We start from the raw sequence: 20989 nt of genomic DNA on the forward strand, positions 1-20989 counted from the left end.
TAGTGGTTAAGGACAGGAGGTAAATTTCGAGTCATGAAAGAAATAAAAGATCATGTGCAACTAGATCATTATTTGCATACACATCACATAGATTCCGTATTTAATGAGCAATTATTGCCGTATTTATCGTTGTATAGCTATGATCAAGGGGAACTGATCTGTTCCCAAGGGGAACATTCGGAGGTTCTTTATGTTCTTGTGAAGGGGAAAGTTAAAATTTATACGACTTCGCCTGAGGGCAAAAAACTTATTCTTTCTTTTAAGAAACCGCTTGAGATCATCGGGGATATTGAATACGTACAGGAAATTAACATTATCAATACGGTTGAGGCAGTATCATCAGTTCATATGATCTGTATTGATTATCGTTGGTTAAGAAAATACGGAAGCGATCATGCGCCATTGCTACAATTTCTACTGAGCATCATTACACGGAAGTTTCATCTTAAAAATAATGCCATGAGCTTCAATTTGATGCATTCGGTGGAAGTTCGATTGGCAAGTTATCTATTGTCTGTTTCATTCAATGGATCCGAATCTCTTAATCAAGGGCAACAAAGTATCGTCAATATAAGGGATGCAGCGAACTTTATTGGAACCAGTTATAGACATCTGAATCGGGTTATCCTACAATTCTGCACAGAAGGTCTGATTGAGCGAAATAAAGGGTTCATTTTTGTTAAAGACAAGGAAGGTTTAAGTAGGCTCTCAAGTCACAATATCTATGAGTAAGCGTAAGATTTCATTAGAATAAATCAGCATATGGGAGAATAAATGGTATGATGCTAGGACTCGTATTGGCAGTTATCGCAGGTTCACTGGTTAGTTTGCAAAATATTTTTAATAGTAAGGTGAATGAACGCGCGGGGTCTTGGGCGACAACGACATTGGTATTAGGTATGGGATTCTTGGCTTCACTAACGTTCGGTCTGATTTTTGAAGGGAAAGAAATGTTTAACTTGCACAATACGCAGCCATGGTACTGGTTCAGTGGCTTGATCGGTGTTGGTGTGGTTATCTGTATGGTACAGGGGATGAAGCTACTGAGTCCTACGTATGCCATCGCTATCGTTCTAACATCGCAGCTTGGGTTCGCTTTATTATGGGACTCACTAGGATGGTTGGGACTAGATAAGGTTCCATTTACAATTAGCAAGTTGGTAGGTGTGTTGGTCATCGTAGGTGGGATCTATGTATTTAAATTAGGCGGTGGAGAGAAACAGAGGGCGTCTTAGTTGACTACTTAAGTAAGTTTACGAAAATGGAGTGATGATTTTGAAGAATTACCAGACGTTATTATTTGATGTAGACGACACACTATTAGATTTCGGTGCAGCGGAGAGATTAGCGTTATGCTTGCTATTTGAGGAACAAGAAATGCCATTAACCAGTGAAATAGAAGCTCATTATAAAAGAATAAATCATGGTCTATGGAGGTCTTTTGAAGAAGGGGAAATGAATCGTTATGAGGTAGTGAATACGCGATTTTCAATTTTATTTAAGGAATACGGTCAAGAAGTTGATGGATCCTTACTGGAAAAGAAGTATCGTAGCTACTTAGAAGAGGGGCATCAGCTTCTTCACGGTGCTTTTGAATTGATAACAGCTCTACAACATCAATATGACTTATATATTGTTACGAATGGTGTTTTCAAGACTCAGGATAGACGTTTACGTGATTCAGGTTTACACACGTTATTTAAAGATGTTTTTGTGTCAGAGGACACAGGCTTTCAAAAACCTATGAGGGAATATTTCGATTATGTCTTTGCAAGAATCCCTAATTTCACTGTGGAAAAGGGATTGATTATTGGAGATTCCTTAAGCGCGGATATTAAAGGTGGGCAGCTAGCAGGGTTAGATACATGTTGGTTCAACCCGAACATGTTACTCAATAACACTGGGATTGTGCCAACTTATGAAATCCAACATCTCGATGAGTTGTATAAGATTTTGAATGTTGAGAAAGAAACGGTGGCTGTCAGCTCGTGATTGTGTCCTGAAGATCGAAGTATCGTTAAAGTAATCCTTACCCTTGGGTAAGGATAATAAATGAGCAGAAATGACATCCTACATGAGATGATTTTTCTGCTCTATTATGTGTTTATTTATTTATTTATTTATTTATTTATTTAATATGTTGTCCTCTAAAACAGCGAACTTATCACCGTATTCTTTAATGATGTGTTGTTCACCCCAATTACATAATAAATTCAAAATACTTTCCAGACTCGTTCCATATTCACTAAGTTCATATTCGACTTTTGGAGGAACCTGATTATAAATAATTCGATTAATGATTCCATCAGATTCTAACTCTCGTAGTTGCTGTGTTAACATTTTTTGTGTAATCCCAGGCATCAACTTTTTTAACTCTGAAGTACGCTTTTTTCCATGGGTTAAATGACATAGAATCACACATTTCCATTTCCCGCCGATGACCTCAAGTGTTGCTTCAACTGAAATGTTATATTTTTTCTTGATCATGATGTTCCTCCGATTTAGATGTTATAGGTACTTTAAAGTACCTATATTACTTTTAAGTACGTACTATTCTTTTTGTCTGATTTCATCTATCATAGCACTTGTAGCCATTGATGACTATAACTCAAATACGTAAGTTGGTTTGATAGGTGGGATATTTCATACTGCATTATATTTTGTTAGTATGTGGATTTATAAAATATTAATTAGATGGAGGAAAATATAATGGTAAAGAATTTGCAAGATACAACAACGTTGCATAATGGTGTGAAGATGCCTTGGTTTGGATTAGGTGTATTTCTAGTGGAGGAAGGTCCTGAACTTGAAAATGCTGTGAAAACGGCAATCAAGAATGGCTATCGAAGTATTGATACAGCTGCTATTTATGGAAATGAAGAAGGTGTTGGTAGAGGGATTCGCCAAGGGATGGAAGAAGCGGGTATTTCTAGAGAAGAACTTTTCATCACATCGAAGGTATGGAATGCTGATCTAGGTTATGAAGCAACTATCGCTGCTTATGAGACAAGTTTAAGTAAATTGGGATTGGAATATTTGGATCTGTATCTGATTCATTGGCCTGTAGCGGGTAAGTTCAAGGATGCTTGGAGAGCTTTGGAGACGATCTATAAAGAGGGGCGCGTAAAATCAATCGGTGTAAGTAACTTCCTTATTCATCAACTCGAAGAACTAATGAAAGATGCGGAGATTAAACCAATGGTGGATCAAATGGAACATCATCCACGTTTGACTCAAAAGGAACTTCAAGCATTTTGTAAAGAAAATGGCATTCAATTTGAAGCATGGTCTCCATTAATGCAAGGTCAGTTATTAGATAATGTGGACTTAAAAGAAATTGGTGATAAATACGGGAAATCCATTGCCCAAGTGATCTTACGTTGGAACTTACAAAATGGCGTCGTAACGATACCGAAATCAACGAAAGAACATCGTATCATTGAAAATGCATCTATTTTTGATTTTGAGTTGACTAGAGAAGATATGGAGCGTATCGATGGATTGGATCAGAATCTTCGAGTGGGTCCAGACCCAGATAATTTCGATTTCTAACCATCTGACAACGCGACATATATAAACAGAACAATCCCTTTTATTTCTTTGCAAATAAAGGGGATTGTTCTATATTATGAACCCCAATAGATCAGAGTAACGTAATAAGAAAACACATCGGGAGGGTATTTCATGGAACTACATTTAAAAGGGAAAACGGCATTGGTTACAGGATCTACAGCTGGTATTGGTAAAGCAATCGCTATATCTTTAGTTGCAGAAGGTGCGACAGTTCTTATTAATGGACGCAATGAACAGAGAGTGAGCCAAACGATTCATGAAATTCAAGAACAATATCCAGAGGCTATTCTTCAATCAGCAGTAGCTGATTTAGGAACAGAACAAGGATGCCAGGAGATGATTAAGAAATATCCGGAAGTAGATATTCTGATAAATAATCTTGGAATATTTGAGCCGGCAGAATATTTCGATATCCCTGATGAAGAATGGTTTAAATTCTTTGAGGTCAATATAATGAGTGGCGTTCGCCTTACAAGGCACTACCTTAAATCAATGATTCATAATCAGGAGGGGAGAATCGTCTTTATTGCCAGTGAGGCAGCTATTATGCCATCTCAGGAAATGGCTCATTATAGTGCAACCAAGACGATGCAACTCTCACTCTCTCGCAGTTTAGCTGAGCTAACCAGAGGGACGAACGTGACTGTGAATACGATTATGCCTGGTTCTACGCTAACGGAAGGGGTGGAGACGATGTTAGATACTCTTTATCCTGGTGATCATTTGACGCTCGAAGAAGCAGAAAAGCGATTTATGAATGAAAATCGTCCAACGTCCATTATTCAAAGGCTTATTAGACCCGAAGAAATAGCAAATCTCGTTGTCTTTTTAAGTAGTCCACTATCATCAGCTATTAATGGTTCTGCATTGCGAATTGATGGGGGACTTGTGCGTAGCGTGTTTTAATAGTGGAGCTAACATTAGCGCTTTGATTATCCGCTGAACTGAGCAAATTTCAGGTATCTATTCCTGTGGTTTACTCGGTTTTTCTTTTGTATTAAAACACGAAAAGAAAATTTCTTGTTCGTGTGTTTTCTTGATAATGCTATGTAATTACATAAGTACTAGGGTTGCATGAATTGAAGTGAAGATATTGAATGTTTATGCGTATAAATGTTATTCAGTATAAGGGATTGTCAATAACATGGTATGAAAGTCAGGGGAATGACACACTTGTTATATCATGCGCATTTATCATACTTTCCTGTAATTCCTAAAGCATTTGGTATTTTTTTAGGGTCTCATCACTTGCTTCAGTGAACTTGGATTTTACAGTTATGGTCGTTTATCTAGTGATGAAATAATTATTCAGTACGATCATTTTTATGTATATATATACTTATGCTTTTACTGACAAATCTATATTTATATACTGAAAGTTTGGCTTTTCTATCAAAGTACAGATACTTAAATTTTGTGCCAATAATGTGTCTCTTAATTATTTATAAGGTCATTTTTAGCTTTATAAGGAAGAAATTGCATGGTACTATCAAAGGATACAAATAGTTTCTTTGTTATTAATTGTCACATGTTTAATAAAGTAGCACCTATCAAGGGGGGGCAGTCATGACTAAAGAAGTGCACAACGAAGCATTCAAAAGAATAGAAAAAGGCTATCAAATTTTAGGGAAGAGGTGGTCGGGGCTAATCATTTATACGTTGGTTGATGAGCCAAAGCGATTTAGTGAAGTGCATGCGCGTATACCTGTATTAAGCAAAAGAATGCTGAATGAGCGGCTGAAGGAACTTGAAGATTGCGGTATTGTAATACGAAATGTGATTTCTGACCGCCCTGTGCGGATAGAATATTCTTTAACTAGAATGGGTACTGAATTAGCAGTTGCTCTAAAGCCAGTTGAAGTATGGTCTAATAAATGGTTATAGTATACATGCGAAAAGCAGTTCTTCTTGATAAAGAGATGAACTGCTTTTTTATATGGACTCTTTAATATGTTTGTGATTAAGATGTGTTATTTTTATGATATCTTTGTGTTATATTTCACATTATTGACACAATAGATTATTGGGGTTACTATGGTTACATAAAGTAACTTAAATAAAAAAAGTTACTTCGATTAATTTAGTTTTAACAGGTACAAACATGCAGTCCGGACTCGTAGAAGTCTATAATGCAACAGGGAACATGTAGTTACTTCAAAATTAATTTAGTCGTTTGATACTTATAAATTATTTTGCTATAAAGGGGATTGAATGATGAAAAAGCTTGAAGGAAAAATCGCCATCCTTACTGGCGCTGCTGGTGGTATTGGTAAAGGAATGGCAACTGCTTTCGTAAAAGAAGGAGCAACCGTTGTTATTATCGACTTGAATGAAGAAGCTGGTAAGCAAACCATTAAGGAATTACAGGAGTATGCACCGGAATCCATTTTCATTCAGGCAAATCTTGCAGAACATGATAAATTAGCTGGTATTGTTAAACAAGTTGCTGATAAGTTCGGCAAATTAGATATCTTAGTAAATAATGCGCATGCATCAAGAATGAATTCAATCGCTGAAACAACACAAGCGGATTTTGATCTATCCTTCAACACAGGATTTTATCCAACATTCTACTTCATGCAAGCAGCACTACCTTACTTAAAAGAAACACAAGGGAAAATCATTAACTTTGCATCTGGTGCTGGAATTAACGGAGATGTAAATCAGATTTCTTATGCTGCAGCAAAAGAAGCTATTCGTGCAGCTACACGTGTAGCTGCAAATGAATTCGGTCCATTTGGTATCAATGTTAACATCATTGCCCCAATTGCTAAATCACCTGGATTGATTGAATGGGCAGAGAAAAACCCAGAGTATTATCAAGGTATGCTAGCTAAGATCCCTATGAGAAGACTTGGTGAACTTGAAAGTGATATCGGACGTGTTGCGGTATTCCTAGCAAGCGAAGATTCTGATTATATTACGGGTCAAACGATTATGGTAGATGGCGGTTCTATTAAATTACGCTAATTTATCTTTAACTAATCATATGAATTATTGAATGGAATGCCCTTTCCTATAAAGGGCATTCATATTGTAATGCAAAGATTAGTAGGAATTATTTCAAAAACAATTATTCAAGCTGTATTTTTTTTTGCAAAAATAGCTCTCAGATACGGATTTAAAGCTATCTGTGAAATATAAAAGACAACAATATAGATAAGTAGAAGAATGGGGATGCAACATGAGTCAAACAAAAAAGAAAATTCATTTCGCATGGTGGGTATTAGTAGGAATCGTTATTATGGTCGGTCTTATGAAGGGCGGTATTAACTCAGCAGGGGGATTATTCTTAACACCTGTTACCGAGGATTTAGGCATTGGGATGGGAAGCTTGTCCCTGTACTTTAGTATCTCGTCAATTGTTACAATGGTATTCTTGCCTATCGCAGGTAAATTGATGGGTAAATATGATATTAGAACGGTACTCATAGCGGGTACTATTTTACAAGCGGGATCATTTGCAATGTTCGGTCTTATGAACTCCGTATGGGGTTGGTACTTGTTCTGTATCCCAATGTCTATTGGTTCGGTATTCGTGTGTCAAATGGCAGGTCCAGTACTGATCAATAACTGGTTTAAAAAGCACAATGGTTTAGCAATGGGTATTATGGCTGCTTCAGGTGGTTTGTTCGGAGCGATCCTTCAACCGATGGCAGGTAACCTTATTTCTAGCGAAGGCTGGAGATATACTTATATCTTCCTAGGTGTATTAGTTGCGGTTATTCTTATTCCGACGATCATTCTAACACTTAGAATGGCTCCACAACAAAAAGGTTTACAACCACTTGGTATGGACGAAGTGAAGAGTGAGGATAAATCTACTGCTCCTAAAGGTATGGTAAATAAAGGTGTTACAGCAGCGATCGCAAGAAAATCATCTGCTTTCTATTTCTTGGTCCTATTCTTCTTCCTAATCACTTCTATCGGAAGTTTTGGTCAATATGTAGCGCCATACGCTATGAGTTTGGGTTATGATATCGCATTTGGTGGTACTGCAATGGGTGGATGGATGGTTGGTTCACTTATTGGATCACTCACGTTCGGATTCTTGACGGATAAAATTGGTGCAAAAAACACGGCAATGTTTGCAATGATTTTAGGATTAGTACCTGTTATCATGCTCGTAACGGTTGGTACTAACAAAACGATGTTTGCATTAGCAATTGCTATTTATGGATTCGTAGTTGCATCTATCGCTACATTAGGGCCCCTACTTACATCAGCATTATTTGGTAATAAAGAATACAGTCAAATTTATTCAACTGCTGTCATGGGACTAGCTGTTGCCGGTATCGTTGCTCTACCAGCATACGGATTCATCTCTGATATCACAGGCAGTTATACTTCTATTCTTTATGCAGTTGGCGTTATGTTGCTTATCAACGTTGTTGCAATTGCCTTTGCTTTCAAAGGTAAAAAGAAATTAGAACAAGCAGGTCACTGGAACTAAAATAATCACTTATATAACAAAAAAAGAGATGCCCCTCTGGGAATTCTCTTTTTTTATGCCAATTAAAGTTATTTATTAGTGCTTAAATATAAAAAAATGAGGCTTTCACAAAATGAGTAAGCAAAAGAGAAAAATTCACTTTGCATGGTGGGTATTACTGGGTATAGCAATAATGGTAGGTCTAGCCAGAGGCGGTGTTATGACAGCAGGTGGCTTATTCTTAAGCCCAGTTACGGAAGACCTAGGTATTGGAATGGGAAGTTTGTCCTTATATTTCAGTATCTCTGCCATTGTTACCATGATCTTTCTACCCTTCGCAGGTAAGTTAATGGCTACATTTAATATTAGAGTGATACTAATCTTAGGTGTTATTTTACAAGCTGGATCATTTGCTATGTTCGGACTTATGAACTCCGTATGGGGCTGGTACTTGTTCTGTATTCCAATGTCTATGGGTTCCGTCTTTGTCTGTCAAATGGCAGGCCCTATCCTGATTAATAACTGGTTTAAAAAGCATAACGGCTTGGCAATGGGTATTATGGTGGCTTCAGGAGGTTTATTCGGAGCGATCCTTCAACCTATGGCGGGTAACTTAATCTCTAGCGAAGGTTGGAGATACACGTATATCTTCCTAGGCTTGTTAGTTATGATCATCGTGATTCCTACCGTATTGTTAACAATTAGAATGGCTCCACAACAAAAAGGTCTACAAGCATTAGGCAGTGAAGAAATAACCACAGATCAGCCTTCCACTACTCAAACAACAGTAGCTAAAGGTGTTACCGCATCTGTTGCACGCAAATCATCCGCATTTTTTGCACTGGTTATCTTCTTCGTCTGTATAACTGCGATTAGTAGTTTTAGTCAATACGTAGCCCCATTTGCCATGAGCGTAGGCTATGATGTATCATTTGCAGGTTCCGCAATGGGTGGATGGCAGATTGGTACTCTGTTTGGCGCTTTATCATTTGGTTTATTGACAGATAGAATTGGTGCCAAGAACACGGCAATCTGTGCGATGATTCTAGGACTAATACCTGTCATTATTCTTATAGCGGTTCCTTCCAACAAAACCATGTTCACGATTGCTATTTGCATCTATGGATTCGTGGTTGCTTCGGTGGGTACTTTAGGTCCGCTACTTACAACGGCTTTATTCGGTAATAAAGAATACGGTCAAATCTATTCAACTGCTGTTATGGGGTTAGCCGTTGCAGCTATGGTTGCTCTTCCTATTTACGGTTTTATTGCTGACACTACAGGTAGCTTTACCGTGATTTTATATGCGATTGCTGCTATGATGCTCATCAACATCTTAGCTGTAACGTATGCCTTTATAGGTAAGAAGAAATTAGAAGCAGCAGGATTATGGAATTAACCCTATCTAAAGCCACTTATAAACAGCGCATGCCGATGGATCATCGACTATGCGCTATTTTTTTCTTCTATTATAAATATGTTATATCATCAATGATTAAATGAATTAAGTTTTGGTATAACACTATACATTGTCAACATTGCTGTATACAATATATACTTATGAGAGTATTTCATAAATGATAATAATAGAATGATATAAAGAAACTGGAGGGCATGCCCGTGATCTTATTTGATGAACTTGGCGGACAGCAAGGCGTACGCAAATTAGTAGAGTCCTTTTACCCCAAGGTGTTGAAGGACCCTTTGTTAGCACCATTATTTCCAAAGGACATTTCGACTACAATGGATAAGCAAGAAATGTTTCTAAGTCAGTTCTTTGGAGGACCTGATCTATATACATCCGAATTTGGACACCCTAGAATGAGAGCGCGCCATATGCCCTTTAAGATTACGCCAATACACGCGGATGCATGGTTATCATGTATGAGCCAAGCACTCGAAGAAACGGTTGATTCTGAACTCATTCGAGAAGCAGTCATTGAACGATTGAGGGTTTCCGCCTACTTTTTCGTTAATTCCTAAGATTTCTTAAGTGAGAGACTAATAAAGAGTGCTGTTCATGGATCACAATAAATAAGTAAAAGAAGGAATATAATGTGGAGTATATTGAAATTACGTCCAAACCCCCAGAAGATTCAACACCTATAGTATTAGTCATAGGCAAATTTGACGGCGTGCATAGAGGTCACTCACAGCTTTTACATACGGCATCTGAATTTCAAGATGGCATGTTAACTGTGATGAGTTTCTCGGAACATCCTTCTTGGATTGTGAAGAAGGACCCAGCGTATGACAAGTCACTTACACCGGTGCATCATAAAATGGAATTATTACAGAACGATGGCGTGAAGAGGTTCTATAACATTCATTTCACTAAAGATTATGCTCAAATTACGGCAAAAGAATTTGTGTTAGATCATTTAAGCAGATTGAACATTAAACACATCGTAGTTGGGGAAGGTTTCCACTTAGGGAAAGCACGAGAATCAGATACGCTTGATCTAATTAGACTTTGTAAACAAATAGGTATTCCAGTTACGGTGATTCCTCTATTAAAAGAAGTTGGAGAAAAGATAGATAGTACCGCGATTCGATCGCTTATTAAGAATGGCGAGGTGGTAGCTGCTCAAGGTCTATTGGGTCGACCTTATACTGTGAGAGGAAACGTAATCCATGGTGAAGCCTTAGGCCGAACATTAGGGTTTCCAACGATCAATCTAGGAGGGGAAGTAGCTCAATATGTCCTCCCTAAACCGGGTGTGTACTTAGGTATTGCCGAGATCGTAAATGGCGATCATGGCCAGGAACGTCGGAATGCACTTATTAGTGCTGGTTACCGTCCTACGGTCGAAGGAGAAACATACTTAATTGAAGCCTACTTATTAGATTATTCTGGTGATTTGTACGAAAAAAAAGTATCGCTATCATTTGTTTCGTTTCTACGTGAAGAGATTAAATTCTCTGACCTTGATGAGTTGGTAGAACAAATGAAGCTAGATGAACGTGATGCATTTGTATTTTTCGAAAATGTATGAAGTCGGGGTGTAAAATATAACGTTTATCGGATGGTGATTATGATTGACAATGTTAGATAAGAGGCAACTTTCGACGAGGGAATGTATTCTTCAACTCCTTAAAACGAAAGGTGAATTAAGTACAAAAGATCTTACAGAAGAGTTAGGAATAACCGTTATGGCTGTCAGACGCCACATTCAATCGTTAGAAAGAGATAATCTGATTTCATCCAAGACGATAAGGCAATCCATGGGTAGACCTACGGCTGTGTATTGTTTGACCGAACATTGTGATCGTTTCTTTCCGCGTAAATATCATACATTAACACTTGAATTATTAGATGAACTCACTGATAGTTTTGGAGAACCAGCTATTGAACAGCTCTTTGAAGGGCGTAAAAATAAAATGGTTAAGAAATATGATACGAGTATGGAAGGTAAGAATCTTGAACATCGGGTCTCGACACTCGCAGAAATTCAGAACGACAACGGTTATATGGTCGAGTGGGAAAAGATTAATGATGAAGAATTTCTGTTAAAAGAACACAATTGCCCCATTGAGCAAGTGGCAACAAAGTATCAACATGCGTGCCTTTGTGAGTTGAAGTTGTTTGAATCTTTGCTAGGCGATGCAGAAGTTGAGAGAACGGAATGTCTTGCCAAGGGCGGACAACGATGCACTTATTTAATTAAAAAGAAAACAGAAAAATAACAGTGAGATGTCGATGACATATCACTGTTTTTAGGTATTAGATTGAAAGGTGGAAATATTGTGGATAAATATCAAATTTTGTTGTTCTATAAGTTCGTAGAGATCACTAATTCCGAGAAGGAAGCCGTGAATCATTTGGCATACTGCAAAAGCCTAGGGGTAAAGGGACGGATATTAATCGCAGATGAAGGCATAAACGGTACGATATCAGGAACTATAGAGCAAACAGAGGCTTATATGCGAGAGATGCATAGTAATCCGCTGTATTCTGATATGGAATTTAAAATAGATCCGGCGGAGGAACATGCATTCAGAAAGATTTTTGTAAGACATAGAAAAGAATTAGTGACTCTGGAGTATAAGAACCCTATAAATCCTGCTGTCACAAGTGGAAAGCGATTGGATCCGATACAATTTCATGAGTATCTACAAAGAGACGATGTCATCGTCGTTGATGGAAGAAATGATTACGAATATGATCTTGGACACTTCCGCAATGCGATCAAACCAGAGGTTGAAACGTTCAAAGAATTTCCTGATTGGATCAATGAGAATTTAAGTGAATTTAAGGATAGACCGATCTTGACGTATTGTACGGGTGGTATTCGTTGTGAGAAATTAACTAGCGTACTTCTTGATCAAGGTTTCACGGATGTCTACCAACTAGATGGCGGCATTGTAACTTATGGGAAAGACCCAGAAGTCGAAGGCAAATTGTTTGATGGTAAATGTTATGTATTTGACGAGCGTATGTCGGTAACGATCAACCATACGGATGAAGATACGCTGATAACGGCGTGTAAACATTGTCACAAACCTTCCGCGCATTATATTAACTGTACGAATAACGACTGTGATGCGCAGTACATTTGTTGCGAGGATTGCGAAGAGGAGATGCAAGGCTTCTGTTCGAGCGAATGTAAAGAGATTGAACACGCACTATAAGTAGATCATTCCATAGCGTGTAATAAGTCCCAAAGGGTGTTCCCTTTGGGGCTTATTTGAGTTCTGATGAATCGTTAATACATCGTCTAATGCGGAAAGTTCAAACACCAATGAAGATGAATTAAACATTATAACGTTATATTTACTTAGCTCATTGCCTGTGTTATTCTGAGTTCATTAGGCAATGAACGCTATGGATATGTGATATAGAAATAGAGTAAGTAGTTATGCCATTAAGGAGTGAGAGCGAGTGACAGACAGATTAGTGCTGCGCAATGCTAAGCTTGTCAATGAACAGCCTGTGGATATTGTCATTGAGAACGATAAGATTGTCGAAGTGACGAACCCGGGCGGAGCAACGGGTGTTGACGGTTATGACTGTTCGGGCTTATATGTTTCTAGCGGATGGATTGATATGCATGTACATGCGTTTCCAGCTTTTGATCCATATGGTGATGAGATTGATGAGATAGGTGTTAAGCAAGGGGTAACAACCATTATAGATGCAGGAAGTTGTGGCGCAGATCGAATAGCACATCTTCGGGCTAGTGGGGTTAAGGCACAGACGAATTTGTTCGCTATGCTGAATATTTCCCACATTGGTCTCCTACAAGTGGATGAATTGTCCCGATTAGAATGGATTGATCTAGAGAAAGCAGCACAAGCCATTCTCGATAATCAGGATATTATCGTAGGATTGAAGGCGCGCATTAGCAAGAGCGTCGTTAAAGACACTGGGATTGAGCCACTTCGACTAGCTAGAATTCTAGCAGAGAAGATGTCACTTCCGATTATGGTTCATATTGGTTCGGGACCCCCAAGAGTCCAAGATGTGTTGGCTTTGCTTGTAGAAGGGGATATCATAACTCATTATTTGAATGGCAAGCCGAATAATCTGTTCGATGTGGATGGGCAGCCGCATCAAGAACTGTTAGATGCAGTTGAACGGGGCGTTCATCTTGATGTTGGACACGGAACGGCCAGTTTCTCATTCAAAGTAGCGGAAGCTGCGAAGCGTGCGGGTATCAGACCAAATACAATCAGTACGGATATTTATCGTGGTAATCGTGTGAATGGTCCGGTGTATAGTCTGTCGAGTGTGCTGACGAAGTTCCTTTACTTGGGCTACAGCTTGAAAGAGGTTATCGATACGGTGACAATTCATGCGGCGGAGTGGCTGAACAAGCCAGAGCTGGGACGCATTCAGCCTGGAGAAGCAGCTAATCTTACACTGTTTGCTGTCAATCAAGGGGCGGTTACGCTAACGGATTCCGAAGGTGAACAACGAATTGCAAATACCTATATTGAAGCAAAAGGAGCGATTGTGAATGGCACATTCATTAAATGCTAAATATGGTCTGAAGCGGGTTATTAATGCAAGTGGACGTATGAGTATTCTGGGTGTCTCGGCACCGACGGATACGGTTATGGAAGCCATGAAGCAAGGTGGCCAACAGTATGTAGAAATTGCCGATTTGGTCGATAAAGCGGGAGATTACATAGCAAATATTCTAGGGTCGGAAGCAGCCGTTGTCGTTAATTCGGCATCCAGCGGAATCGCACTTTCTGTAGCGGCAATTGTGACGCAGGGGAACCGCCGCAGAAGTGAACGGCTTCATCAGGAGCCAATCGTGAAGAACGAGATCATCATGCTCAAGGGCCATAATGTTCAGTATGGAGCTCCTGTGGAAACCATGGTCTATTTGGGTGGTGGAAGAATCACTGAAGTAGGTTACGCCAATGAAGGGCGCAAGGAACATATTGAAGATGCTATTTCTGAGCATACGGCAGCTATTTTATATGTGAAGTCACATCATTGCGTACAGAAGAATATGATTTCCGTTGAAGAAGCATGGGAGATTGCGCAACGTCGTGGCGTTCCTCTTATTGTAGATGCCGCAGCAGAAGAAGATATCCGTAAGTATGTTCAGGTATCCGATCTGGCAATTTACAGTGGATCCAAAGCAATAGAAGGACCAACGTCGGGTATCGTTGGCGGTAAACGCTGTTACATTGACTGGCTAAAGGTACAACTCCATGCGATCGGTCGCAGTATGAAAGTAGGCAAAGAGACTACTTTTGGATTGCTTCAGGCGTTGGATGAATATATGAACAAAGAAGATAAGAGTGAACAAGAAAAAGCATCATTGGAAGCATTAATGTCATTGTCTCAACATCCTGGTATTAAGGTATCTGTCGTGCAAGATGAAGCGGGTAGAGCTATCTACCGTGGTCGAATTCATATTGATTCGCAAGTCGCGGGTAAATCAGCTAAAGAAGTGAATGATCAGCTTCGTGATGGCAGTATTGCGATATATACCCGTGATTACGGTGTTCGGCAAGGATACTTTGACATCGATCCGCGTCCTTTACAAGGTGATGATATTCAGGTTATTGCAACAACAATCCAAGAAATCGTAGGAGGTAATTAATATGACTCAAATGGAAAAACGCCTTTATAAAAATCGTGTGGCACTTAACGTACTGACAAATAGCATCCAGAATGCAAAGGAGATTTTTGATGCGGCAGAAGGGCATGTTGTGGTCGGCGTATTATCTAAGAGTTATCCCAATGCACAAGAAGCCGTCGTAGCGATGAAGGAGTATGGAGCAGCTATTGACGATGCTGTTTCGATCGGTCTTGGAGCAGGCGATAATCGTCAAGCATCAGTGGTTGCTGAAATTGCTAAGAGTTATGGGGGGACGCATATTAATCAAGTGTTCCCTGCTGTTGGAGCAACTCGTGCTAATCTTGAAGGTCGAGATAGCTGGGTTAACAGTCTTGTATCTCCAAGTGGACGTGTAGGTTATGTGAATATCTCTGCGGGACCCATTAGCGCAGCGCACACGGAACAAGCCATAGTTCCAGTGAAAGCAGCAATTGCACTCGTACGCGATATGGGAGGGAATTCGCTAAAGTATTATCCGATGCAAGGTCTGAAGTTCGTAGACGAGTATCGTGCAGTGGCACAAGCTTGCGCAGAAGAGGGATTCGCGCTGGAACCGACGGGTAGCATTGATATGGATAATTTCGAGGAAATCCTGGAGATTGCTCTAGCAGCAGGTGTTCAGCAGGTGATTCCGCACGTCTATTCTTCGATTATTGATAAAGAAACAGGGAGCACGAATATAGATGATGTGCGAGTATTATATGACATTGTGAAGAAACTGGTTGATAGCCATGGCTAAGCGGATCGCGGCATTCGGAGAGGTCATGATGCGGATGCAAGTTCCGGGTTATGAGTCACTTACCCAAGCAAGTACGCTACAATATTCCTTCTCCGGAACAGGGGTAAATATCGCTTCCGCTTTATCCCGGTTCGGTCATTCAGGATATCTCGTCTCTACACTGCCCAACAATTCCATTGGTGAAGCGGCAATAGCCTACTTACGCAAGCTCGGAATTCAAACGCCATTCCTCAGCAGGGCCGGGAAATATGTCGGCATGTACTTTCTAGAGAATGGGTTCGGCGCTCGTCCGAGCCGTGTGACGTATTCGGATAGACTTGGAAGTAGCTTTAACACATCTGCACCGGATACCTATGATTTCAGTAAGATTTCCGAAGAAATCGATATTGCTCATTTTTGTGGCATTACATTGGCTATGAATGATTCAGTACGAGACCAGATGAAGCAATTTGCTAGGGAAGTAAAGAGTAAAGGCAAGTCCGTCGTATTCGATTGCAACTTTCGTCCGTCCCTCTGGGGTACGGATGGCTATACAATAGCAAAGCCGCATTATGATGAGATGCTCGCGTTAGCGGATATTGTGATGATGAACGAGAAGGATGCCATTCTTACCTTAGGAATGGAAACACAGGAAGTGGATTCATTGGAACAACTCAAGGACCTTATACCGAAAGTGGCCGAGAAGTATGGTATAACTGTAATAGCAGGTACACACCGCTTAGTAAATCGTGATAATACACATTCACTCAGAGGTTATATGTATAAAGATGGCGCATTTGAATTTTCAAAAATGTTAACGTTCTCTGTATATGATCGCATTGGAGCAGGAGATGCTTACGCAAGTGGCATCATTCATGGGGAAGCGAGCGGATTTACAACAGAACGTACAATAGCTTTTGCATCAGCTGCCGCCATGCTGGCTCATACGGTAGTTGGTGATACACCAACTTCGACTGAAGCAGAGGTGTTTCAAGCGATGACGGATAAAGCGTTTGATGTGGAAAGGTAGTGACAATGCATGGCTATTACACGCAAAAAAGGTCCTTTATATCTCCAAATAAAGAAGATTATTAAAGATCGTATTTTGCAAGGTGTGTATCCACTCGGAAGCATTATCCCGTCAGAACCACAATTGGAGAACGAATTTAATGTCAGCAAGATGACGGTTCGTAATGCAATTCAAAAGCTTGTGCAAGAGGGATATGTGGACAAGCGAAGCGGGATAGGAACGAAGGTTATTAGCAACACCTCATTCACCAAGTGGTCAAAAGGAAAGAACTTTACGGAAATATTAGTCGGTGAAGGTCATAAAATCGAGAAAAGATTACTGGGATCAGAATTGGTTCGTAATGATGAAGATACGGAATTATTCGAGATGTTTGGAGAGCAGTGCGTAAGAGTGGATCGACTTTATATTTTAGATGGGCAGCCGTACATCCATTACGTTCACTTTCTTACTTCCGATATTCCAAATGTAGATTTGGAAGGGTTAGATATCCAGTCTTTATATGATCTCATCGAAGAACACAATATTGAACTGGAGAACTTTAGGGACCGATTTACTGTTGCAATTGCATCTGTGGAAACAGAGAACCTGCTTGGTACTCCGGAGGGAACACCTCTATTAAAGAGGCTCAGGTACTCTTACGATTCCGAAGGTAGAGTCATTGAATATAGTATTGGACATTATAATACGGAATTGCAGCATTACCTTGTCAGCTACGATTTGTAAGGGATAGATTCATGCGGAGTATCATCAGAGCGGCACATATGATTATGGTTAGGATCAAAGGAGGTCAATGAAATGCTGTTAGAAGTGATTGCTACCACAGTAGGGGATGCCATTATGGCAGAACGCGGAGGCGCTGATCGTATTGAACTGATCACGGCTATACGTGAAGGTGGCTTGACTCCGAGTATCGGACTTATAGAAAGAGTTAGGGAGGCAGTGTCTATCCCCGTACGGGTTATGGTGAGGCCTCATGCCCGCTCATTCTATTATGATAAAGAAGATATCGAAACGATGAGACGTGATATCTTGCAGATTGGTTCTATTGGAGGTTTGGGGATTGTCATAGGGATGCTTAGTCAAGATGCAACGATAGATGAATTGAATCTGCAGTACCTTTTGGATGCAACAGACGATATGGAGGTTACCTTCCACCGTGCATTTGATGAGGTTCGGGATCAAACAGAAGCATTAAATGTACTCCTGCGTTATCCACAGATAACAGATATACTTACATCTGGAGGATGTGATTCTGCACTTGAAGGTGCAGATCAACTTGCGAAGCTTGAGCGTATGACAGTTGGTAAATCCATTTCGATTTTGGCAGGTGCAGGCTTAACTGGACAAAGCCTCGAATCTTTCCTTCAACACTCCGGCGTAAGCCGCGTTCATTTCGGTTCAGCCGTAAGACAAGGTGGCGACCCTATGAAAGCATTTGACGCGGAGAGGTTGCAATATATTCGTACCATTTTAAATCAATCGATAAGGTAATATAACTTCCTCATCATGTGAAGGTGCCTTCAATCCCACTGTTAAACAGGGCATTGAAGGCATCTTTTTTTGTTGTTCTATACAAATGAGTGAGATTACAAGTGTTGTTGTCACGCACCGTCTAATCGAGGGGATATCTATAATATTCCTAATGATCCTCAGGAGGTTTGTATAGAACAAGAAATAAATGGGGAAATTATGGAGGAGATCGGAAGTAGGAAAGGAGTGAAACCTAATGGACGTTACGCTAGGAGCCGATGAGGTTATTGAGCGCATCAGGAAGCTTCAATCCAATGGAGAAACAGTAGGGAAGAAACAAGTGAAGCAAAGTGATCCGGAGTTAATGCGGAATGCATTGTTTTATTTCCCAAGTTGGGACCATGCGCTAAAAAATGCAGAAACATTTTAATTGCACATGAGTACAAAAGAGTCGAGGAAATCCAGGTAATTAACCCTGTATTCCTTGGCTCTTTTTCTTTTTTCTTAATAGATTATAATTTTGGAATTAGATACTGAATGAAAGCAGCTAACGTAATCGTTCTTTGAGTTCGAAATTCATACAAGGTCTGCCAGAAGAAGAAAGAACAGCGGTGCTTGGCATGGTTTTTGTTTTGAATCCGAAAGCTTTACAGCCTTTAGGAAGTTGTGGATCCCAGGTGACGTAATAAAAGGAGCATTTCGTACAATCAATACGTTGTGATTCAGACATATGTACCTCTCTATCATATAAGATGAATTCATTATACTGATTCACATCAAACAAGTGTTAGTATAATTTTATAAAGAACTAATCCCTCTTGTCTCCAAATTGAAAGCACGAGAGATTTCTCTTTATTTTAGAATTAGAGGGTATTATTTGAATCCACAATGTAAGCAATTAATGAAACAGTATGGAGGGAAACCAGTTAAATAGACTCTTGCCTTATGAGCAGAGTCTATTTGCAATCTTATGACTAAGTGTCGTTAATAAATGAAAAAAGCGATTCTATTAATGAGGTTAATGAATATAAGATATATTCGTTAACCTCATTAATGGAGATCGCTTAGGGAGCGAGCATCATGAACGATACTTCCAATAGTCATTGTCGCTCAATGAGTTCTATGAAATAAGTTATTGTTATTGCCCATGAATGGAGTACAGAATAAATATACTGTAAAATGCGGCATAAAATACACCGATACCTACAAAGATAAGAAATATTTGACTGTCACGTTTACTTTTAGGGGTTACCATATAACGTCATCTCCTTAAATTGTTCACAAATTAATTGTGAATATTGTGTGTCTTTTATTAATTATTGAACATTCTGTGACATAAAACAAATACGTAAATTAGATGAATAGAAAGCGGATTCAATATATAACGAAGATATATCAGGAACAGCTCAGGTATCATCTATTTTTATAAATGTTTGAAATGCCTATGAACAAATACATCACGTCGAATACAATAGCGTATCAAATGGGAAAAGGTGATGGATATTGGCCACTTTTTTAGCGGCACATGCAATGAAAGAACGAATGTCTCGTCAAATGTTAGCAAGATCTGAAATACATGGTATTGGTGTGGGTTATCGTGATCCGAGGAATCCTAAGAAAGGCGCAGCTGTCATCATCTATACCAATTCACTGTCTCCCACAATGCTTAGACTTTCATCCACTCTGACCATGACGACAAAAGGGAAAGCAGTAACTGTGCCTGTTAGGTACGTGAAATCAGGAAAGATACAAGCTTATGTTGATTATAAAAAGAGAATACGCCCAATCCCAGCTGGTTATAGTATTGGAACTGTTGTTAGTTCTGGTAGTATAGGTCTGATTGTCACGAATGTACCTAATGCTAGTCAACGTTATATATTTAGCAATAATCATGTCTTGAACCCTACTAATTCCAGTGCGGTAACAGAAACATTACAGCCTGGGGGGGCAGACAATGGACAATTAGGAAGAGATACTGTGGGTAGATTATATCGATATGTAAAGTTACAGAAAAACAAAAGTAACTGGGTAGATATAGCCTTAGCTATTCCACGAACCAACCGTTTGTTGAGTCCTCGATATGCAACGGTGGATGTTCTCCCTGGGTATGTAACGACCTATCGAATAGGTGAGAGGCTTAAGAAAGTAGGTCGTACAACGGGGTTGGTAAGAGGTGTTGTGGATTCTATAAATACTGATATTCAAATTGATTATGGTGAGAGTCTAGGGATTCTTAGCTTTAAGAGCCAGACGGTAGTTAGAGGAAGGAATCCAGTCTCTTTGCCAGGAGACTCGGGATCTGTGTGGCTAAGAGAGCGTGATAATTATGCGGCGGCTGTGAATTTTGCAGGAAGTAACAATGGGCGTGTATCGGTAGCCTTCCCGGTCAATTGGGCGATGAAGATATTCAAGACTCGCGTAGCACGTCCCGATGGAGCTGGATACGTCAAAAGAGTAAAGAAGGATAAATCACCACATTCTTATGCCCGTCAACTTACAGCAAGAGAACTTGCATCATTAAAGGTATTACAGGCTAGAAGCAAGAAGTGGTAAAGAACCTAGCCTTGGGCTAGGTTCTTTTTCCTATAAAGAGGACGAATTGTCATCGTAGTGACATCGTATACTGTTATTCAATCTATACATTGCGTTGTAATCATGGACAGCGACGAAGAGGACACCTATAC

General features: G+C 39.7%; 23 protein-coding genes. 21 read left to right on the forward strand and 2 right to left on the reverse strand.

Going from position 1 to position 20989, the window contains the following annotated elements; all coding sequences use genetic code 11:
* Positions 1-33: 33 nt before the first annotated feature.
* Genes PBAT_RS19855 through PBAT_RS19865 form a run of 3 tightly spaced genes read left to right on the forward strand, consistent with a single transcriptional unit; the run spans position 34 to position 1992 of the window.
* The gene (locus tag PBAT_RS19855; RefSeq protein WP_068652174.1) at positions 34-732 is read left to right on the forward strand and encodes a Crp/Fnr family transcriptional regulator; all 699 of its coding nucleotides are present in this window, start codon (positions 34-36) and stop codon (positions 730-732) included.
* A gap of 47 nt (positions 733-779) precedes the next feature.
* The gene (locus PBAT_RS19860; RefSeq protein ID WP_068652176.1) at positions 780-1235 is read left to right on the forward strand and encodes a DMT family transporter; all 456 of its coding nucleotides are present in this window, start codon (positions 780-782) and stop codon (positions 1233-1235) included.
* A 40-nt stretch (positions 1236-1275) separates the two neighbouring features.
* Positions 1276-1992, forward strand: a complete 717-nt coding sequence (locus tag PBAT_RS19865; RefSeq protein WP_068652178.1) for a YjjG family noncanonical pyrimidine nucleotidase — start codon at positions 1276-1278, stop codon at positions 1990-1992.
* Positions 1993-2124: 132 nt separating this feature from the next.
* Here PBAT_RS19865 and PBAT_RS19870 read toward each other — a convergent pair whose 3' ends face one another.
* On the reverse strand, positions 2125-2487 hold the full coding sequence (locus PBAT_RS19870; RefSeq protein WP_068652180.1) for a winged helix-turn-helix transcriptional regulator: 363 nt from the start codon (positions 2485-2487) through the stop codon (positions 2125-2127).
* A gap of 222 nt (positions 2488-2709) precedes the next feature.
* On the opposite strand from PBAT_RS19870, the gene PBAT_RS19875 reads away from it, so the two are divergent.
* From PBAT_RS19875 to PBAT_RS25660, 17 genes are all read left to right on the forward strand, one after another.
* Entirely contained in the window at positions 2710-3552 is an 843-nt protein-coding gene (locus PBAT_RS19875) for an aldo/keto reductase (RefSeq protein WP_068652182.1), read from the forward strand.
* Positions 3553-3684: 132 nt separating this feature from the next.
* On the forward strand, positions 3685-4479 hold the full coding sequence (locus PBAT_RS19880) for an SDR family NAD(P)-dependent oxidoreductase (protein WP_068652184.1): 795 nt from the start codon (positions 3685-3687) through the stop codon (positions 4477-4479).
* A 660-nt stretch (positions 4480-5139) separates the two neighbouring features.
* The gene (locus tag PBAT_RS19885) at positions 5140-5457 is read left to right on the forward strand and encodes a winged helix-turn-helix transcriptional regulator (protein ID WP_068652186.1); all 318 of its coding nucleotides are present in this window, start codon (positions 5140-5142) and stop codon (positions 5455-5457) included.
* Positions 5458-5787: 330 nt separating this feature from the next.
* On the forward strand, positions 5788-6543 hold the full coding sequence (locus PBAT_RS19890) for an SDR family NAD(P)-dependent oxidoreductase (RefSeq protein WP_068652188.1): 756 nt from the start codon (positions 5788-5790) through the stop codon (positions 6541-6543).
* A gap of 214 nt (positions 6544-6757) precedes the next feature.
* Positions 6758-8026, forward strand: coding sequence for an MFS transporter (locus PBAT_RS19895; RefSeq protein ID WP_068652189.1), 1269 nt, complete (start codon positions 6758-6760; stop codon positions 8024-8026).
* A 112-nt stretch (positions 8027-8138) separates the two neighbouring features.
* Positions 8139-9404 (forward strand): MFS transporter, encoded by a 1266-nt coding sequence (locus PBAT_RS19900; protein WP_068652191.1) that lies wholly within the window; start codon positions 8139-8141, stop codon positions 9402-9404.
* Between the two features lie 215 nt (positions 9405-9619).
* Positions 9620-9988 carry a globin domain-containing protein gene (locus PBAT_RS19905; RefSeq protein WP_068652194.1) on the forward strand — a complete coding sequence of 123 codons (369 nt, stop codon included), beginning with the start codon at positions 9620-9622 and terminating at the stop codon, positions 9986-9988.
* 74 nt (positions 9989-10062) lie between these two features.
* Entirely contained in the window at positions 10063-11001 is a 939-nt protein-coding gene (locus PBAT_RS19910; protein WP_068652196.1) for a bifunctional riboflavin kinase/FAD synthetase, read from the forward strand.
* A gap of 49 nt (positions 11002-11050) precedes the next feature.
* On the forward strand, positions 11051-11692 hold the full coding sequence (locus PBAT_RS19915; protein WP_068652198.1) for a helix-turn-helix transcriptional regulator: 642 nt from the start codon (positions 11051-11053) through the stop codon (positions 11690-11692).
* Between the two features lie 57 nt (positions 11693-11749).
* A complete protein-coding gene (gene trhO / locus PBAT_RS19920; protein WP_068652305.1) occupies positions 11750-12637 on the forward strand; it encodes an oxygen-dependent tRNA uridine(34) hydroxylase TrhO in 888 nt (295 codons plus the stop codon).
* 250 nt (positions 12638-12887) lie between these two features.
* The gene (locus tag PBAT_RS19925; RefSeq protein WP_068652200.1) at positions 12888-13988 is read left to right on the forward strand and encodes an amidohydrolase/deacetylase family metallohydrolase; all 1101 of its coding nucleotides are present in this window, start codon (positions 12888-12890) and stop codon (positions 13986-13988) included.
* Positions 13966-15069, forward strand: coding sequence for a DgaE family pyridoxal phosphate-dependent ammonia lyase (locus PBAT_RS19930; RefSeq protein ID WP_068652202.1), 1104 nt, complete (start codon positions 13966-13968; stop codon positions 15067-15069). The genes PBAT_RS19925 and PBAT_RS19930 overlap by 23 nt, the downstream gene beginning before the upstream one ends.
* 1 nt (position 15070) lies before the next feature.
* Positions 15071-15826, forward strand: a complete 756-nt coding sequence (gene dagF / locus PBAT_RS19935; protein ID WP_068652204.1) for a 2-dehydro-3-deoxy-phosphogluconate aldolase — start codon at positions 15071-15073, stop codon at positions 15824-15826.
* Positions 15819-16835: a sugar kinase gene (locus tag PBAT_RS19940; RefSeq protein WP_068652206.1), complete on the forward strand. Its 1017-nt coding sequence runs from the start codon at positions 15819-15821 to the stop codon at positions 16833-16835. The genes dagF and PBAT_RS19940 overlap by 8 nt, the downstream gene beginning before the upstream one ends.
* Before the next feature lie 9 nt (positions 16836-16844).
* Positions 16845-17558 (forward strand): GntR family transcriptional regulator, encoded by a 714-nt coding sequence (locus tag PBAT_RS19945; protein ID WP_068652208.1) that lies wholly within the window; start codon positions 16845-16847, stop codon positions 17556-17558.
* 72 nt (positions 17559-17630) lie between these two features.
* On the forward strand, positions 17631-18326 hold the full coding sequence (locus tag PBAT_RS19950; RefSeq protein WP_068652210.1) for a copper homeostasis protein CutC: 696 nt from the start codon (positions 17631-17633) through the stop codon (positions 18324-18326).
* A gap of 235 nt (positions 18327-18561) precedes the next feature.
* Positions 18562-18735: a hypothetical protein gene (locus PBAT_RS25660; RefSeq protein WP_169810143.1), complete on the forward strand. Its 174-nt coding sequence runs from the start codon at positions 18562-18564 to the stop codon at positions 18733-18735.
* A 117-nt stretch (positions 18736-18852) separates the two neighbouring features.
* On the opposite strand, the gene PBAT_RS19955 is transcribed toward PBAT_RS25660, so the two are convergent.
* On the reverse strand, positions 18853-19035 hold the full coding sequence (locus PBAT_RS19955) for a uracil-DNA glycosylase (RefSeq protein WP_068652307.1): 183 nt from the start codon (positions 19033-19035) through the stop codon (positions 18853-18855).
* Between the two features lie 773 nt (positions 19036-19808).
* Here PBAT_RS19955 and PBAT_RS19960 point away from each other — a divergent pair.
* Complete coding sequence (locus PBAT_RS19960; protein WP_338045665.1) at positions 19809-20858, forward strand: chymotrypsin family serine protease; 1050 nt, start codon at positions 19809-19811, stop codon at positions 20856-20858.
* Positions 20859-20989: the final 131 nt, after the last annotated feature.

This window comes from Paenibacillus antarcticus, assembly GCF_001637225.1.
Taxonomy (GTDB): Bacteria; Bacillota; Bacilli; order Paenibacillales; family Paenibacillaceae; genus Paenibacillus_AQ; species Paenibacillus_AQ antarcticus.

What these genes read in the sequence shown, in the direction of transcription:
- PBAT_RS25660 (WP_169810143.1), top strand. Translation starts at nt 18,562, where the DNA reads ATGGACGTTACGCTAGGAGCCGATGAGGTTATTGAGCGCATCAGGAAG.
- PBAT_RS19950 (WP_068652210.1), top strand. Translation starts at nt 17,631, where the DNA reads ATGCTGTTAGAAGTGATTGCTACCACAGTAGGGGATGCCATTATGGCA.
- PBAT_RS19945 (WP_068652208.1), top strand. Translation starts at nt 16,845, where the DNA reads ATGGCTATTACACGCAAAAAAGGTCCTTTATATCTCCAAATAAAGAAG.
- PBAT_RS19880 (WP_068652184.1), top strand. Translation starts at nt 3,685, where the DNA reads ATGGAACTACATTTAAAAGGGAAAACGGCATTGGTTACAGGATCTACA.
- PBAT_RS19915 (WP_068652198.1), top strand. Translation starts at nt 11,051, where the DNA reads ATGTTAGATAAGAGGCAACTTTCGACGAGGGAATGTATTCTTCAACTC.
- dagF (WP_068652204.1), top strand. Translation starts at nt 15,071, where the DNA reads ATGACTCAAATGGAAAAACGCCTTTATAAAAATCGTGTGGCACTTAAC.
- PBAT_RS19870 (WP_068652180.1), bottom strand. Translation starts at nt 2,487, where the DNA reads ATGATCAAGAAAAAATATAACATTTCAGTTGAAGCAACACTTGAGGTC.
- PBAT_RS19905 (WP_068652194.1), top strand. Translation starts at nt 9,620, where the DNA reads ATGCCCGTGATCTTATTTGATGAACTTGGCGGACAGCAAGGCGTACGC.
- PBAT_RS19900 (WP_068652191.1), top strand. Translation starts at nt 8,139, where the DNA reads ATGAGTAAGCAAAAGAGAAAAATTCACTTTGCATGGTGGGTATTACTG.
- PBAT_RS19875 (WP_068652182.1), top strand. Translation starts at nt 2,710, where the DNA reads ATGGTAAAGAATTTGCAAGATACAACAACGTTGCATAATGGTGTGAAG.
- PBAT_RS19940 (WP_068652206.1), top strand. Translation starts at nt 15,819, where the DNA reads ATGGCTAAGCGGATCGCGGCATTCGGAGAGGTCATGATGCGGATGCAA.
- PBAT_RS19890 (WP_068652188.1), top strand. Translation starts at nt 5,788, where the DNA reads ATGAAAAAGCTTGAAGGAAAAATCGCCATCCTTACTGGCGCTGCTGGT.
- PBAT_RS19895 (WP_068652189.1), top strand. Translation starts at nt 6,758, where the DNA reads ATGAGTCAAACAAAAAAGAAAATTCATTTCGCATGGTGGGTATTAGTA.
- PBAT_RS19855 (WP_068652174.1), top strand. Translation starts at nt 34, where the DNA reads ATGAAAGAAATAAAAGATCATGTGCAACTAGATCATTATTTGCATACA.
- PBAT_RS19955 (WP_068652307.1), bottom strand. Translation starts at nt 19,035, where the DNA reads ATGTCTGAATCACAACGTATTGATTGTACGAAATGCTCCTTTTATTAC.
- PBAT_RS19885 (WP_068652186.1), top strand. Translation starts at nt 5,140, where the DNA reads ATGACTAAAGAAGTGCACAACGAAGCATTCAAAAGAATAGAAAAAGGC.
- PBAT_RS19930 (WP_068652202.1), top strand. Translation starts at nt 13,966, where the DNA reads ATGGCACATTCATTAAATGCTAAATATGGTCTGAAGCGGGTTATTAAT.
- PBAT_RS19860 (WP_068652176.1), top strand. Translation starts at nt 780, where the DNA reads ATGATGCTAGGACTCGTATTGGCAGTTATCGCAGGTTCACTGGTTAGT.